The 14726-nt window shown below is 72.9% G+C and carries 17 protein-coding genes; 2 read left to right on the forward strand and 15 right to left on the reverse strand.

Features of this window, described 5'->3' with window-relative positions:
* The first annotated feature begins 185 nt into the window (after window positions 1-185).
* Window positions 186-761 (forward strand): TetR/AcrR family transcriptional regulator, encoded by a 576-nt coding sequence (locus ACLJPY_RS25855; protein WP_410592202.1) that lies wholly within the window; start codon window positions 186-188, stop codon window positions 759-761.
* On the opposite strand, the gene ACLJPY_RS25860 is transcribed toward ACLJPY_RS25855, so the two are convergent.
* The 3 genes from ACLJPY_RS25860 to ACLJPY_RS25870 all read right to left on the reverse strand — a co-directional run bounded on the left by ACLJPY_RS25860 (window position 758) and on the right by ACLJPY_RS25870 (window position 4537).
* The gene (locus tag ACLJPY_RS25860; RefSeq protein WP_410592204.1) at window positions 758-1117 is read right to left on the reverse strand and encodes a hypothetical protein; all 360 of its coding nucleotides are present in this window, start codon (window positions 1115-1117) and stop codon (window positions 758-760) included. The two genes, ACLJPY_RS25855 and ACLJPY_RS25860, sit on opposite strands and share 4 nt — an antisense overlap.
* Before the next feature lie 1033 nt (window positions 1118-2150).
* Window positions 2151-3635 carry a CoA-acylating methylmalonate-semialdehyde dehydrogenase gene (locus ACLJPY_RS25865; protein WP_410592205.1) on the reverse strand — a complete coding sequence of 495 codons (1485 nt, stop codon included), beginning with the start codon at window positions 3633-3635 and terminating at the stop codon, window positions 2151-2153.
* Between the two features lie 32 nt (window positions 3636-3667).
* Complete coding sequence (locus ACLJPY_RS25870) at window positions 3668-4537, reverse strand: aldolase (protein WP_410592207.1); 870 nt, start codon at window positions 4535-4537, stop codon at window positions 3668-3670.
* 132 nt (window positions 4538-4669) lie between these two features.
* On the opposite strand from ACLJPY_RS25870, the gene ACLJPY_RS25875 reads away from it, so the two are divergent.
* A complete protein-coding gene (locus ACLJPY_RS25875) occupies window positions 4670-5443 on the forward strand; it encodes a GntR family transcriptional regulator (protein WP_410592209.1) in 774 nt (257 codons plus the stop codon).
* 9 nt (window positions 5444-5452) lie between these two features.
* On the opposite strand, the gene ACLJPY_RS25880 is transcribed toward ACLJPY_RS25875, so the two are convergent.
* The 12 genes from ACLJPY_RS25880 to ACLJPY_RS25935 all read right to left on the reverse strand — a co-directional run bounded on the left by ACLJPY_RS25880 (window position 5453) and on the right by ACLJPY_RS25935 (window position 14696).
* A complete protein-coding gene (locus tag ACLJPY_RS25880) occupies window positions 5453-5914 on the reverse strand; it encodes a hypothetical protein (protein WP_410592211.1) in 462 nt (153 codons plus the stop codon).
* A complete protein-coding gene (locus tag ACLJPY_RS25885; protein WP_410592213.1) occupies window positions 5911-7542 on the reverse strand; it encodes a cytochrome b in 1632 nt (543 codons plus the stop codon). The genes ACLJPY_RS25880 and ACLJPY_RS25885 overlap by 4 nt, the downstream gene beginning before the upstream one ends.
* Window positions 7543-7567: 25 nt before the next feature.
* Window positions 7568-7768: a hypothetical protein gene (locus ACLJPY_RS25890; RefSeq protein ID WP_410592215.1), complete on the reverse strand. Its 201-nt coding sequence runs from the start codon at window positions 7766-7768 to the stop codon at window positions 7568-7570.
* Complete coding sequence (locus ACLJPY_RS25895) at window positions 7753-8223, reverse strand: hypothetical protein (RefSeq protein WP_410592217.1); 471 nt, start codon at window positions 8221-8223, stop codon at window positions 7753-7755. The genes ACLJPY_RS25890 and ACLJPY_RS25895 overlap by 16 nt, the downstream gene beginning before the upstream one ends.
* A 117-nt stretch (window positions 8224-8340) precedes the next feature.
* Entirely contained in the window at window positions 8341-9480 is a 1140-nt protein-coding gene (locus ACLJPY_RS25900) for a zinc-dependent alcohol dehydrogenase (protein WP_410592473.1), read from the reverse strand.
* 55 nt (window positions 9481-9535) lie between these two features.
* The gene (locus ACLJPY_RS25905) at window positions 9536-10246 is read right to left on the reverse strand and encodes an alpha/beta fold hydrolase (RefSeq protein ID WP_410592219.1); all 711 of its coding nucleotides are present in this window, start codon (window positions 10244-10246) and stop codon (window positions 9536-9538) included.
* A 109-nt stretch (window positions 10247-10355) separates the two neighbouring features.
* Window positions 10356-11546, reverse strand: coding sequence for a PP2C family protein-serine/threonine phosphatase (locus tag ACLJPY_RS25910; RefSeq protein WP_410592221.1), 1191 nt, complete (start codon window positions 11544-11546; stop codon window positions 10356-10358).
* On the reverse strand, window positions 11546-12538 hold the full coding sequence (locus tag ACLJPY_RS25915) for an ATP-binding protein (protein WP_410592222.1): 993 nt from the start codon (window positions 12536-12538) through the stop codon (window positions 11546-11548). Before ACLJPY_RS25915 ends, ACLJPY_RS25910 begins: the two co-directional genes overlap by 1 nt.
* A complete protein-coding gene (locus ACLJPY_RS25920) occupies window positions 12535-12957 on the reverse strand; it encodes an anti-sigma regulatory factor (protein WP_410592224.1) in 423 nt (140 codons plus the stop codon). Before ACLJPY_RS25920 ends, ACLJPY_RS25915 begins: the two co-directional genes overlap by 4 nt.
* The gene (locus ACLJPY_RS25925; protein ID WP_410592226.1) at window positions 12947-13339 is read right to left on the reverse strand and encodes an STAS domain-containing protein; all 393 of its coding nucleotides are present in this window, start codon (window positions 13337-13339) and stop codon (window positions 12947-12949) included. The genes ACLJPY_RS25920 and ACLJPY_RS25925 overlap by 11 nt, the downstream gene beginning before the upstream one ends.
* A complete protein-coding gene (locus tag ACLJPY_RS25930; protein WP_410592227.1) occupies window positions 13336-14199 on the reverse strand; it encodes an STAS domain-containing protein in 864 nt (287 codons plus the stop codon). The genes ACLJPY_RS25925 and ACLJPY_RS25930 overlap by 4 nt, the downstream gene beginning before the upstream one ends.
* 71 nt (window positions 14200-14270) lie before the next feature.
* The gene (locus ACLJPY_RS25935; RefSeq protein ID WP_410592475.1) at window positions 14271-14696 is read right to left on the reverse strand and encodes a MarR family transcriptional regulator; all 426 of its coding nucleotides are present in this window, start codon (window positions 14694-14696) and stop codon (window positions 14271-14273) included.
* Window positions 14697-14726 lie beyond the last annotated feature (30 nt).

Here is a 14726-nt window from a genome sequence, read left to right on the forward strand (position 1 = left end):
TTTCCGCGGAGCCGGGTGGTGCCCGACGGTGTGGTGGGGCGGTGAAGGGCGGGAGCGGATACTCATCCGCTTCACTCGCCGCGAGGCTAGCGGATTACAATCCGCTTGGCAACGAAAAGATCACCCTGGAGTTGCTCCAGCACTCGGCTAGATTCAGCAGGACGGCACGACCACCGGGAGGAACGATGACGACCGGTTCGGTCAGCCCCCGCCGCGCGGACACGCGGCGCAACCACGAGCGCATCCTGATCGCGGCGGCGGCCTCGCTGGCCGACACGGGCGAGGTCTCGTTCAACGCGATCGCCAAGCAGGCCGGCGTCGGCGTCGGCACGGTCTACCGCCACTTCCCGACCCCGGAGGCGCTGATCCTGGCGGTCTACCGGCGGGAGGTCCGGCACATCGTGGAGGTCGTGCCGGTGCTGCTGGAGAAGCACGCCCCGGACAAGGCGATGCGGGTGTGGGTGACCGACCACGTCGCCCACTACATGATGACCAAGAAGGGCCTGGCCGACGCCCTCCGGACGGCGACGGCCGCCCGGGGCGAGCTCCCGGTCGACGCCTTCGAGGAAATGCTCGGCGCGGTGGCGGCGATGCTCGAAGCCAACCGGGCGGCCGGAACGGTCCGCCCGGGCCTGACCCCGGTACTGGTGATGCGCGGCATGGGCGGCCTGCTCTGGCTCGACCCGAACGGCGACTGGAAGCGCGACGCGGCGGAACTCGCCGACCTGCTCTGGCACGGAATGGCCGCCGACCCCGGCTAGGCATCACCATCGAGGCGCACGGTGACGGTGACCCGCCCCTTGGCATCCCGGCGCGCAACCGCGTGCCCGGTGCGGCCGGTGTCATCGAGGTCGAGGGTGATCGGCCCACCGTCGCCGGTGAAGTTGCGCCACCACGACTTCGCATCCGGCATCATGACGCCGATGGTCACAAGATCACCGGCCCGCCGATAGCCGACGGGCGTGCTGAAGGTCCGCCCCGACCGCCGGCCGGTGTAGGTGATCTCGGTGAGCCGACGGCGCACCATCGGCCCCCAGCGGGGTGACGTGCGGAGCGACCCGACGCAACGGTTGTAGCGGGCGATGGCGGTTTTGGGGAGCGGGCCTCGGTATCCCACGGCAGCCTCCTTCAGCGGGCTGCCGCCACGGTACCGGAAAACGGAGAGAAGTGTTCCGGTTGTGTGGGGGCGGCCGGATGGCGGCTTGCCGGGGTGGCAGTGGCTGGGGACGGCTGGGCTGCTGGCTGGGTGCGCTTGGGTGCGCGGGTTGTGGGGGCGATGCCGGATGACGTTCGGCCTGGCGCGGTCGCGCGGCTCGATCGCGAGCCGGAGGGCGCCTGAGGGCGGCTATGGTCGCCGGTCGCCGGTCGCCGGTCGCCGGTCGCCGGTCGCCGGATGGCGCTTCGCCCATGCGGCCGTGGCTGAGGCGGCTCGGCTGCTCGCCGGGTGCACCGGTTGCAGGGGAGTGGCCGGATGACGTTCCCTCCGGGCCGGGCCGGGCCGGGCCGGGCCGGGCCGGGCGGGGCTGGGCCTCGCGAGCGATCGCTCGCGAGGTGCGGAGGTGGTCGCTGGTCATGGGCGAGGTGGGCGGGTGCCGTTCGCCCGGTGCGGCGGTGGCTGGGCCGTTTGTGGGATGAGCTTGGTCGGAGTGGGTTGGGGTTTCCGGTGGTGGGCCCTGGCGTTGCGCCCTAGGGGCCCGGCCTCGGGCGGTAGCTCGGTGCGCTGGCCCGGGGAATGGCCGGATGACCTTTCCCCGGCCCGCCCGGCCCGGCCCGGCCCGGCGGCCCGGCGGGCGATCGCCCGCCGGGTGCGGTGGTGGCGGGGCGCGGGCGGGGTGGACGGATGACGGCGCACCTGGCGTGGCGGTGACTCGGCCGATTCGGCCGCTGGCCGTATGCGCTGGCTGCGGGGAGTGGCTGGATGACGCTCACCGACCCGGGGTCTAACCGCCCCAGGCCCGGGGGTTGCCGAGCCCGGGGGTGGCTGTGCCCGGAGGTGGGCAAGGCTCGTGGGTGCGCCGGGTCCGGGGTGGACCGGGCTCGGGGTGGGCCGGGCCCGGAGGTGGCCGGGCCCGGGGGTGGCTGGATTCCGGGGGCTGGGCTCGGGAGTGGGCCCCGCCAGGGCAGGCGGGCGCTCCCGCGGGACCGGGGCTCTAGGTGGAGGTTGGGAAGGTGAAAGCCGCGTCCGTGTGGGGCCAGCGGGTGGTGACCACCTTGGCGCGTGTGTAGAAGCGGACTCCTGCCGGGCCGTGGATGGGGCTGTCGCCGATCAGGGAGTCCTTCCAGCCGCCGAATGAGTAGTACGACATGGGGACCGGGATCGGGACGTTGATGCCGATCATGCCCACCTTCACCTCGCGTTGGAACCTGCGGGCTGCTTCGCCGCCGGCGGTGAAGAGTGCTGTGCCGTTGCCGTACGGGTTGGCGTTGATCGTTGCTATTGCTTCGTCGAGCGTCTCGGTGCGGATGATGGCCAGGACCGGGCCGAAGATCTCCTCGCGGTAGGCGTCCATCTCCCGGGTTACCTCGTCCAGCAGGGACGGGCCGACGAAGAAGCCCTCCTCGTAACCTTCGACCGTCAGGCCTCGGCCGTCGACCACCACCTTTGCGCCCTGTTCCGCGCCGCGGGTGATCGAGTTGAGGACGCGCTCGCGGGCGGCCTGCGTCACCAGCGGGCCCATGTCGCTGGCCGGGTCGGTGCCGGGGCCCACCTTCACCTCCGCGGCCTTGCGTTCGAGGATCTTCACCAGCTTGTCGCCGGCCGAGCCGACCGCGATCGCTACGGAGATCGCCATGCAGCGCTGGCCGGCCGAGCCGAATGCCGCCGCTGTGAGGTGGCCGGCCGCGTACTCGAGGTCGGCGTCGGGGAGGACGACCGCGTGGTTCTTCGCGCCGCCCAGGGCCTGGACGCGCTTGCCCGTCGCGGTGGCGCGCTCGTGGACGTACTTGGCGATCGGGGTTGACCCGACGAACGACACCGCCGCGATGCCGGGGTGGTCGAGGATCGCGTCGACCGCCGTCTTGTCGCCGTGCACGACGTTGAACACACCCTCGGGCAGCCCCGCGTCCGCGTACAGCTGGGCGACGAAGTTCGACGCTGAGGGGTCGCGTTCGCTCGGCTTGAGGACGAACGTGTTGCCGCTGGCGATGGCGATCGGGTGCATCCACAGCGGGACCATGATCGGGAAGTTGAACGGCGTGATGCCGGCGACCACGCCCAGGGGCTGGCGGAAGTCGTGCACGTCGACGTCACGCGAAACCTGGTCGGAGAAACCGCCCTTGAGCGCGTCGGCGATGCCGCACGCGTACTCGACGACCTCGCGGCCGCGGACGACCTCGCCGCGGGCGTCCTCGACCACCTTGCCGTGCTCGGCGGAGATGATCCGGGCGAGCTCGTCTTCGTGCCGCACGAGCAGCTCGCGGAAGGCGAACATCACCTTGGTGCGCTGGGACAGCGAAGAGTCGCCCCACGACTCGAAGGCCTTGCCCGCGGCCGAAACCGCGCTGTCCACATCGGACGCCTCGGCCAGCAGGACCTGCGCCTGCCGCCGCCCGGTGGCCGGGTCGAAGACCGGGGCCGTGCGGGTCGAGCCCGCCGGGGTGGCGGTGCCGTTGATCCAGTGCTCGATGGTGTCCACAGTGTCCTCCGGGTAGTGGCGCCGGTGCGGGTTCACAGCAGCCCGACGGCGGTGTCGACGGCCTGGGCGACGTCGCCGTCGCGGGGGTAGAGCAGCGACCGGCCGACCACCAGGCCCTGCACCGTCGGCTGGGTCAGCGCCCGCTGCCAGGCGGCGAACGCGGCGTCCGGGTCCTTGACCTCTCCGCCGAGCAGGACGGCCGGCAGCGTCGAGGACGCCAGCACGCGCTCCATCTCCTCGACCACCGGCAGCTTGAGCCACGTGTACGCCGAGGAGTGGCCGAGGCCGGCGGCGATGGTGATCGCCTTGATCACGGCGTCCGGGGACAGGTCGTTCTGCAGCCGCCCGTCGACCCAGGTCGACAGGAACGGCTCGACCAGCGCGATCAGCTTGCGGTCCGCCAGCTCGTTGATCGCCTTCGCGGTGTTCTCGAGGACGCTCGGCGTGGCCGGGTCGTCGAGGCAGATCCGGGTCAGCGCCTTGCCGCCGTCGAAGCGCATCCGCTCGATCGTTTCCGCGTCGTAGCAGGCGAAACGGTCGTCGATCTCGAAACTGGACCCGGCGAGCCCGGTGCGGTTCATCGACCCGAGCACCGTCTTGCCGTCCAGCACGCCGAGCAGCAGCAGATCGTCGATGACGTCCGCGGTCGCCAGGACACCGGTGACCCCCGGGCGTTCCAGGGCCAGGCACAGCCGCTCCAGCAGCTCACCGCGGTGGGCCATCGCCGACGGATCGCCGCCCACCGCGTTCGCGCCGCGGGCGGGGTGGTCCGCCGCGATGATCATCGCGCGGCCCTTGGTGTTGAACGGCGACTCGGCCCGGACGCGGTTCGCGGCCGCCTCGGCGATCGCTCCCGGGTCGTGCACCCGCCGGTGGACGAGGCGCCGCAGCACGTCGGTCACAGTCCCGCTCCCCGCTTCCGGTCGTCGAGGCACGCCCTTCGTGTCCCTGGTGACGACGATTCCAGTGGTCCGATACTTTGTCAAGACATATGGACAATAGGTCAGCCCGAAGGGTGACGGTAGCCTCCGGGGATGAGCAAGGCGGACGTCAACTTCCCGGCCTGGGACGCGGGCCGCGAGATCGTCGTGGACCCGGGCAGCCCCGAGCCGCTGTACTTCCAGGTGTCCCGGCAGCTGCACGCCGCCATCGAGGACGGCAGGCTGCCGGCGGGCTCGCGGCTGGGCAACGAAGTCGACCTCGCCGCGAGCCTGCGCCTCTCGCGCCCGACGATCCGCCAGGCCATCCAGACGCTGGTCAACCAGGGCCTGCTCGTGCGGCGGCGCGGGGTCGGCACGCAGGTGGTCCGCACGAAGGTGGCCCGGCCGCTGCGGCTGAGCAGCCTGTTCGACGACCTCGCCGGGCTCGGCGGCCACCCCGGGACAGCGGTGCTGCTCAACCGCGTCGAAGACGCCGGCCCCGACGTGGCCGAGCTGCTGGAAGCGCCCGGGCTGACGCAGGTGCGGCGGCTGAAGCGGCTCCGCTCGGCCGACGGCGAGCCGCTCGCCCTGATGAACAACTACCTGCCCGAGGGCGTCCTCGACCCGGCCGACGACGAGCTGCGCGAACGCGGGCTCTACCAGCTGCTGCGGTCGGCGGGCGTGCGGCTGCACGCGGCCGAGCAGAACATCGGCGCGCGGCTCGCGACCGAAGAGGACGCGGAACTGCTGCGGGAGGAGCCGGGCGCCGCGCTGCTGACGATGCAGCGCACGACGTACGACGACTCCGGCCGGGTCGTCGAGTACGGGTGGCACGTGTACCGGGCGTCCCGGTACACGTTCAACCTCTCGCTGACCAACGGACCCTGACCGGCGGGGTCAGTGATCGCCCAGCGGAATGGTGCCCGCCAGGCAGCCGGTCCGCTCGGCGGGGCGGACCAGCCTGCTCACGTCGTCGATGATCAGGGCGTCTCCGGCCGGGTGGGGGCGGGGTGGCAGCAGCACGAACAGCACCTGTTGCTGCCGGCGCGCGGCCGCGAGCCAGGGCTGGGGCGGCGCCTCGAACCGGAAGCCGACCCTCAGGGTGTGCTCGCCGACGTGCACGGTCACACCCGCCGGGCACTCGGTCACGGTGACTTCGCAGCCCGCCGCCAGCGGCCAGAACCCGCGCTCCCACTCCCACGTCGACGGGGCCGCCAGTCCCGCCCGGCCCAGGAGCCGGCGCAGCTGCCGGTGGTCGTCCGCGCGGCCCGGCTGCAGGAGCAGCACCGGGTAGGAGTACTCGTCTTCGTAGACGAGGATGTCGACCTGCCACCGGGACGGGATCGCCGCGCCGGTCACGACCCGGCCCGCCCGTCCTGCGGTTCGCCGCCGAGGCCGTGGCGGACGTCTCCGCGGCGGGCCGCCGCCTCCAGGGCCGCGGTCTCCTCCGGCGGGTCGGGCCGCAGCAGGCTGCCCGGGAGCGCGTGCCCGGCGGCGCCGAGCTTGTTCGGTTTCTTCGGCACGGGCGCTCCTTGGTAGGCCAGTGCCTTGCCGTCGAGCGGCTGGTGGACCTCGACGTAGGTGCCGCCCGGAGACCGGGTGATGATGCCGGTTTCGAGGCCGTGCTCGAGGACTTCGCGGTCCGATCGCTGGAGGGCGAGGCAGCTGCGGTAGGTCAGCAGGTACGCCACGGGCGGGGCGAGCACCAGCCCGATCCGGCCGGCCCACGTGGTGGCGTTGAGCGAAATGTCGAACTGCAGCGCGATGATGTCGTTGAACGACGACAGCGTCAGGACGCCGTAGAGCGCGAGCGCCATCATGCCGATGCTGGTGCGGACCGGGGCGTCGCGCGGCCGCTGGACGAGGTTGTGGTGGGCGGTGTCCCGGGACAGCTTCCGTTCGAGCCACGGGTAGCCGAGCAGGGCGCCGAAGAGCACCGTCATGCCGATGACGCCGGCGAAGAACGGCTGCGGGATCGTGTACTTGCCGAGGAACAGCTCCCACGGCGGGTAGACGCGCAGCAGGCCGTCGGCGAACCCCATGTACCAGTCGGGCTGGGAGCCGGCGGAGACCTTCGACGGGTCGTACGGGCCGAACTTCCACACCGGGTTGATCTGGAACAGCCCGGACATCAGCGCCAGCAGCCCGGTGACGAGCGCGAAGAACGCGCCGCCCTTCAGCGCGAACACCGGCAGGATCCGGACGCCGACGACGTTGCTCTCCTTCCGCCGCACGCCCGGGAACTGCGTGTGCTTCTGGTACCAGACCAGGGCGAGGTGCACGCCGACGAGCGCGAGCATGATCCCCGGGATCAGCAGGATGTGGACCGTGTACAGCCGCGGGATGATGACGTCGCCGGGGAATTCGCCGCCGAAGATCGCCCAGTGCAGCCACGTCCCGACCACCGGCAGGGACAGCACGATCCCGGACAGCGTGGCGCGGATGCCGGTGCCGGAGAGCAGGTCGTCGGGCAGGGAGTAGCCGAAGAACCCCTCGAACATGCCGAGGATCAGCAGCAGTGCCCCGATGATCCAGTTGGCTTCGCGGGGACGGCGGAAGGCTCCGGTGAAGAAGATCCGGAGCATGTGCACCATCATGGCGGCGACGAAGATCAGCGCCGCCCAGTGGTGCAGCTGCCGCACGAACAGCCCGCCGCGGACCTCGAACGACAGGTCGAGGGTGGTCGCGAACGCCCTCGACATCGGCACGCCCTGCAGGTCCGCGTACACGCCGTGGTAGGTGACCTCCTGCATCGAGGGGTCGAAGAACAGCGTCAGGTACACACCGCTCAGCAGCAGCACCAGGAAGCTGTAGAGCGCCACTTCGCCGAGCAGGAACGACCAGTGGGTGGGGAAGACCTTGTTGAACTGGTGACGCAGGCCCGCGGCCGCGTGCAGCCGCTCGTCGGCGGCGGCGGCCGCCGAGCCCGCCGCACGGGTCGCGCGGCCCGGACCGCGGGTGGGGGCGGGAACGTGGCTGGGGCTCATGGCCTCTCCCGGAAGTCGGTGACCGTCAGCCGTGCGTACCCGTGCCTGCCCGCGACAACCCCCGTTCTTCCCGGACTCCCGCCTTCGTGGTCAGCTTCCCGTCCACGGCGACGCCGTGGGCCTTCGCCGGCGGCGGCGCCGTCCGCTCGGACGCCGGGGCGCAGGCCGTGCACACGAGCGCGAGGAGCCCCGCCGCCGCGAGCCGCGCGATCATCGGCGGCGCCACCGCAGCACCTTCCGGGCCGCCGAAAAGGCCAGCCCCGCCGCCAGCACCCACGGGCCCGCGACGATGATCGGGTCCAGCGGGTGGTGCTTGACGTCGGTGCGGTTGCGGCCCACCCGTGACGAGAAGCCGTGGCGGGAGAACTCGCTCAGCACGCCGGTTTCGGTGATCGGGTTGTCCGGGCGGAGGGTGGTGAACGAGCGCAGGTGGCTCTCCCACGCGTCCACCCGGTCGGCGGCCAGCAGGAGCAGCCAGTGGGCGGCCCGGCCTTCGCTGTACTTGCGGTAGGACAGCTTGCGCAGCACCCCGGACAGGCCTTTGGGCGGGCACGACGTGCCGAAGACGGGAGTCAGGAACTTGTGCTCGATCGAGCGTTCCCGCGGCCACTTCTCCGGCTGCCGCTCGGGGAATTCCCAGTGGGCGCCGCTGCGGTCCTCCTGCCACTGCAGCTTCGGCACCGACGGCCGGTCCTTCGGGTCCAGGTCCGCGCCCCAGCCGGGGATCCGCGCAGCAGGCTGTCACTCGATTCGGCGATCGGCGGCCGCTCGGACGTGTAAGTCATGGTCGTTCCTTCCTCAGCCGGCGTCCGGCACGATGAGCGGCTTGATGCAGCCGTCCAGCTTGGCGGAGAACATGTGGTAGCCCTCGGCGATGTGCTCGAGCGGGATGCGGTGGGTGACGATGTCGCTCGGCTTGAGGTAGCCGTTGCGGATGTGTTCGAACAGCCGCGGCCACTGCCGCTTCACCGGGCACTGGTTCATCCGCAGCGTGAGACCCTTGTTCATCGCGTCGCCGAACTTGACGGCGCTGAACATCGGGCCGTAGGCGCCCATCACCGAGATCGTGCCGCCCTTGCGGACGCCGTCGATGGCCCAGTTGAGCGCCACCGGCGAGCCGCCCTGCAGCTTCAGCTTGGCCGCGGTGAGGTGCTGGGTGAGGTTGCCGTCGGCCTCGGCGCCGACCGCGTCGATCGCGACGTCGGCGCCGAGGTGGCCGGTCAGCTTCTTCAGGTGCACGACGATGTCGTCGTACTCGGTGAAGTTGTACGTCTCGGCGTGGGCGAAGGTGCGCGCCTTCTCCAGGCGGTCTTCGAGGTGGTCGACCACGATGACGCGGCCCGCGCCCATCAGCCACGCCGACTTCGCCGCGAACAGGCCCACCGGTCCGGCGCCGAACACCACGACCACGTCGCCTTCGACGATCTCGCCGAGCTGGGCGCCGAAGTAGCCGGTGGCGAGCGCGTCGGTGAGCAGGACGGCGTCTTCGTCGTCCAGCCAGTCCGGGATGATCGACGGGCCGACGTCGGCGAACGGCACCCGGACGAACTCGGCCTGCCCGCCGTCGTAGCCGCCGCAGGTGTGGGAGTAGCCGTAGATGCCGCCGACGGCGGTGGCGTTCGGGTTGACGTTGTGGCAGTTGGAGTACAGCCCCCGCGCGCAGAACCAGCACGTGCCGCAGAAGACGTTGAACGGCACCATGACGCGGTCGCCGCGCTTGAGGTTCTGCACCCCGGAGCCGACTTCCTCGACGACGCCGATGAATTCGTGCCCGAACGTCATGCCGACGCGCGTGTCCGGCATCATCCCGTGGTACAGGTGCAGGTCCGAACCGCAGATCGCGGCCATTTTCACCCGGACGATCGCGTCGCCGGGGTGCTCGATCGCGGGGACGTCCTTCTCTTCGACACGGACTTTGTACGGCCCTCGGTACACCATCGCACGCACAGCGCCTCCTTCCGACGGGTCGTCGGCATACCCGGGGGCGCCGGGGCTAACCGCCGGCGAACCGCGTGATCAACGCCGAGGTCGCGCCGCCGGAGCGGGCGGGGAAGGCGTGCGGGCCCGGGACGGTGACGAACTCGCCGTGCGCGGCGGTGGCCAGCGAGCGCGCCCAGGGCTCGGGGCTCAGCGTGTCCCGGCGGCCGCGCACGACCAGCACGGGGCAGCGCAGCAGCGGCATCGCCCGTTCCGGGGCGTCCCGCTGGGCCGAGCGGATCATCCGCAGCAGGCGCCGGGGGCCGGCGCGCAGGTAGTGCGGGACGGTGCCGGGCAGGGCGGACGGCGATTCGTGGACCACGTCGGCCAGGAACGCCGCGGTGAGCGGGCCGAGGCGGCGCAGCTGCGGTGGGAACGTCGGCCCGGCGAGCACGAGCGCCCGGACCAGGTCGGGGCGCCGCACCGCGACGGCGACGGCGACCTGCGCGGCGGTCGAGTGTCCGAAGAGGACGGACGGGCGGTCCAGCCAGGCGGTGACGGTGCCGGCGATCGCGTCGAGCTCCGGCTCGCAGACCGGCGGGCCGGGGGCGCTGAAGCCGGGGACGTCGAGGAGGTGGGCGCGGGTGGCGGCGGCGCACCCGTGCAGGGTGTCGGCGAGGTAGCCGGGCGCGCCGAGGCCCGGCAGCAGGACGACCGGGGGACGGCCCGGGCGTTCGGTGCCGGCGGACAGGGCGCGCACCCGGGCGGCGGTGGTGGAGGCAGGCATCGAAGACGGGATACCCCGCAACGGCGTCCCCACACGACCGCGACCCGCAGCTCTCACGGGGAAGCCACGCCCCAAGGCGGGCACTTTCACGTGAAAGTGCCCGCCTTGGTCACCGGGGCGGGGTCCGGCGGAGGGCCAGGACCACCGTGTCGTCGGCGTGCAGCACCACGTCGTGCATCCGGGTGACCAGCTCCCGCGGGAGGGCCGCCGCCGGGCCGGTGCGGTGGGCCTCCGCCAGCTTCAACAGCCGCGTCTGGCCCTCGTCGATGTCCTTGCGGCTCTCCACCAGGCCGTCCGTGTACAGCAGCACCGTGTCGCCCTCGGCCAGGACCACCTCGACGAGCTCGCGGGTGCCCGGGTCGGGGAAGCCGACCCCGCGGCCCGGCGCCGGGGCCGGCAGCAGCCGGGCCGGGCCGGCCGCCGTGACCAGCACCGGTTCCGGGTGGCCGCCGTTCGCGAAGCGGGTGCGGCCCGTTGCCGGGTCGATGCGGGCCAGCAGCACCGTGGCCATCAAGCCCGGCTCGATCGCCGCCAGCGTGTGGGAGGTGTGCGCGATCAGGTCGCGGAACGGGTGCCCCTCCAAGGCGAGCGTGCGGATCGCGTGCGTGATCGTCAGTGCGTGCCGGGTCGAGGTGACGCCGTGGCCGACCGCGTCGACCAGGGTCACGTGGACCTGGCCGTCGGGCAGGACGAACCAGTCGTAGAGGTCGCCGCCGGTCGGGGAGTCCTGGTCGGTGGGCGAGTAGTGGACCGCCAGCTCCAGGCCCGGCACCACCGGCGGCCGCGGGCGCAGCGCGTCCTCCAGCTCGCGGAAGATGGCCGCGTGGGCGCGGCGGAGCTGTTCGTCCCGCTGTTCGAGCTCGACGTACATCGCCAGCACGCCGCTGTTGGTCTCCGCGAGCTCGTGCTTGAGGTTCCGTTGCTCGTGGGTGAGCGTGTCGGTGCGGGCCACCAGGGCCAGCATCTCCTCGCGCGTCGCCCGCTCGTCGTCGGGGTCGGCCGGGTCCGCCGGGCGGCCGCCGGTGAGGTGCCAGGTCAGCGTCCGGCCGTCGCCGCGCTCGGGCAGCAGCGGCAGGGCGTCGCGGGTGCCCTGGGCGACGGGGTGGCCCAGCTGCACGGTGACCGCCAGGCGCCGGTCCGAAGCTGCCGTCGCCACGTCCACCGTTTCGCCCGCGGTGAGGGCGGGTTCGGCGAGCAGGGTGACGGCCAGGACCAGCCGCCCGCGCTCGTCGGCGGGCACGCCGGCCTCGGTGCAGGCCGTGCGCAGCCGGCGCCGGATCCGGGCCAGGTCGGGGCGCATCAGGCGGCCCCGTCCGCGCTCAGTGCGAGCATCGCCGCGTCGTCGCGGGCGTTGCGGTGCCGGTGGGCGAGGTCCGCCGCGAGCAGCAGCAGGTCCGGGGCCCGGCCGGGCACGCGCCAGCCGGTGCCGACGCCGTCGGTGTGCAGGACGACGACGTCGTCCTCGGCCAGGGCCAGGTGCCGGACCGGCGCCGACGGCAGCGTGAACCCGACGATGCCGGGGGTGCTGAGCAGCAGCCGGGACGGCCCGTCGCCGATGCTGGCGCCGCTGACGTTGCCGACGCCGCAGAACTCGAGCCGGCGCGGCGCGATCCGCACGAGCGCGACCGCCGCCCCGCGGGTCGCGCGCAGCGCGCGGTGCATGTTCGTGAGCTGGTGGGGCAGCGGGCGGTCCGGGTTCTCGGTGAACACGCGCAGCGCGGCTTCCGCGGCTTCGGCCGCGTCGGGCCCGTGGCCGAGCCCGTCGGCGACGACGGCGGTCCGGCTGCCGGTGACGTCGGCCAGCGCGACGGCGTCACCGCAGTGCTCCTCGCCGTCGCGGGGCAGGCGGAAGTGCCCGGCCGCCCGCCGGAGCGGGGGTGCGGCGGGGTCGAGCAGGCGGGCGGCGGCGAGCGTGCCGGCCGCGGGCGAGGACGTGATCCGGAACTCCGCCGCCATCCGCTTCACGGCGCCGAGGCCGGTGCCCAGGGTGGCGGTGGTCGTGTTGCCGTCGAGCAGCCAGTGGTCGAGGTCGGCCATGCCCGGGCCGTCGTCGGCCGCCAGCACTTCGACGCCGCGCCCGGTCAGCGACCGCTGCACGAGCACCGAGCCGCCGCCGGTGTGCTTGTCGATGTTGCCGGCGAGCTCGGCCGCCACCACCGCGGCGCGGTCGGCGAGCACGCCCGCGAGCCCGGCCTCGTGCGCGGCTTCGCGGGCGACGCGCGCGGCGGCGTACGCGGCGCTGGGGTGGTCGACGCGGATCCGGCGCGTCAGGCCGGCGACGGTCGCGGTCATGGCTTCCAGCGCACCACCGTGACGGTGGTGCCGCGGCCGGGTGCGGTGTCGAGGTCGAATTCGTCGACCAGCCGCCGGGTGCCGCCGAGGCCGTGCCCGAGGCCCGCTCCGGTGCTGAACCCGTCGGTCATGGCCTGCTCGACGTCGGCGATCCCGGGTCCTTCGTCGCGCACGCGCAGCCGGAGCCCGAGCCGCCCGCCCGGGGCCCGGACCTGTTCGACGGTCATCGTGCCGCCCCCGCCGTGGATGTAGGCGTTGCGGACGAGCTCGCTGGCCGCGGTGACGATCTTCGTCTGGTCGACGATCGAGAAGCCGGCGGCGACCGCGGCGGCCCGCACGGCGTGGCGGGCCGCTAGGAGGTCCTCCTCCACCCGGACCGGGTGCTCGCCGGGCGGGACGGTCCGTTCGTCAGGAAGCATGAGGCGCCTCTTCGGCGGCCTCGGCGGGACGGCGCCAGCCCAGCAGCTCCATCGCCTGCTCCGCGTTGAGCGCGGTCCGGACGCCGGTGAGCTGGAGCCCGAGCTCGGTCAGGGTCAGCGCGACGGCCGGGCGCATGCCGGCCACGACCATCCGCGTGCCGAGCAACCGCCCGGTGCTGGCCAGCTGCATCAGGACGCGGGCGACGAACGAGTCGATGATCTCCAGCCGGGAGATGTCGATGATGACCCCGCGGATGCCCTCGTTCGCGATCCGCTCGGTCAGCTCGTCGGTGAACGCCAGGGCCGTCTTGTCGTCGAGGTCGCTCAGCAGGCCGCCGAGCAGGATGTCCCCGAGCCGCAGGATCGGCAGGCCGGCGTTCACCCGGTCACCGCGCCCGGGCGGGCGCTGTCGCCGAGCAGCTGCATCGCCGTCGCCAGCGCGTCGGCCAGCGAGCCGCGGGTGACGATGTGCGAGAGGTCGATGCCCAGCTGGGTGATCGTCTGCGCGATCGACGGGCGGATCCCGCTGATCACGCACTCCGCGCCCATCAGCCGGACGGCGCTGACGGTCTGCAGCAGGTGGTGCGCGACCGCGGTGTCGACGGTCGGGACGCCGGTGATGTCGATGATCGCCACCCGGGCCTCGTTCGCCTGGATCGACTCGAGGAGGCTGTTCATCACGACCTGCGTGCGGGCGCTGTCCAGCGTGCCGATCAGGGGAACCGCGAGGACGTGGCGCCACAGCCGGACGACCGGCGTGGACAGCTCGAGCATCTGGCTGTGCTGCTCGCGGATGATCGACTCGCGGCCGGCGGAGTAGACCTCGAAGGTCAGCACGCCCGCGCTGTCGAGCAGCTCGTTGACCAGCAGCGCGGCCCGGTAGCGCAGGGCGGAGTCGTCGGTGTGGCGCTCGATCGCGCTCAGCATGGTGCGCTTGAGCGCGAGGATCGCCATCGCGGTGGCCGACGGTTGGGCGCCCGCGCGGGCCCGGCGCTCCGAAAGCGACGTCAGCGCGTCCCGCACCGCGGGGTTCTGGTCCACGATCCGGGACACCGGCAGGGTGCCGCTCAGCGCTTCGCGGAGAGCCTCGAGCAGCTCGACGGCTTCGCGCCGGAGTTCCTGCCCGGTGCGGTCGCCTTCGCGCGGCTCCTGGCCGGCCCAGTCGCGGGCCAGCGCCGTGCGGTCTTCCGCCAGCATGCGCGCCAGGACCGTGCGGACCTGGCTGTCGTCCGTGCCCAGCACCGACGCCTCCTCCGTTCGGGGCGCGCTCTGCTGTACGCCGGCCTGACCATTGCTATACAACAACAGTAATATCAGGGGCGCAAATCCGGGGCATCACCGGCCGTCTCCGCCAGTGCCCGGTACTCCTCCAGCCCGGCGGCCAGCGCGAGCCGCCCCGCGGGGCTCATCTTCGCCAGCAGCGCCTGGACGCGGTCCCGGCGCCGGTTCCGCAGGTCCTGCAGGTAGGCGCGGCCGCGGTCGGACAGCCGCAGGGTCAGCTCCCGCCGGCTGCGCGCGCTGGGCAGGCGTTCCAGGAACCCGACGGCCTCCAGCCGGTCGCAGAGCCTGCTGACCAGCGGCGGCGTCGAGCCCAGCTGCTCGGCCAGCTGCCGGAGGTTGACCCCGTCGTGGCGATCGAGTGCGACGACTGCCCGCAGTTGCGAAATGGACAGCGGACGCGGCGACACGTCCCGCTCGCCCTCGACCACCGACTCGAAGAGGCGGGCGAGGTCCGACACGGCAGCCGTCCCGTCCGGGGCGGGCTGGTC

The organism is Amycolatopsis sp. lyj-23, assembly GCF_046549135.1.
Taxonomy (GTDB): domain Bacteria; phylum Actinomycetota; class Actinomycetes; order Mycobacteriales; family Pseudonocardiaceae; genus Amycolatopsis.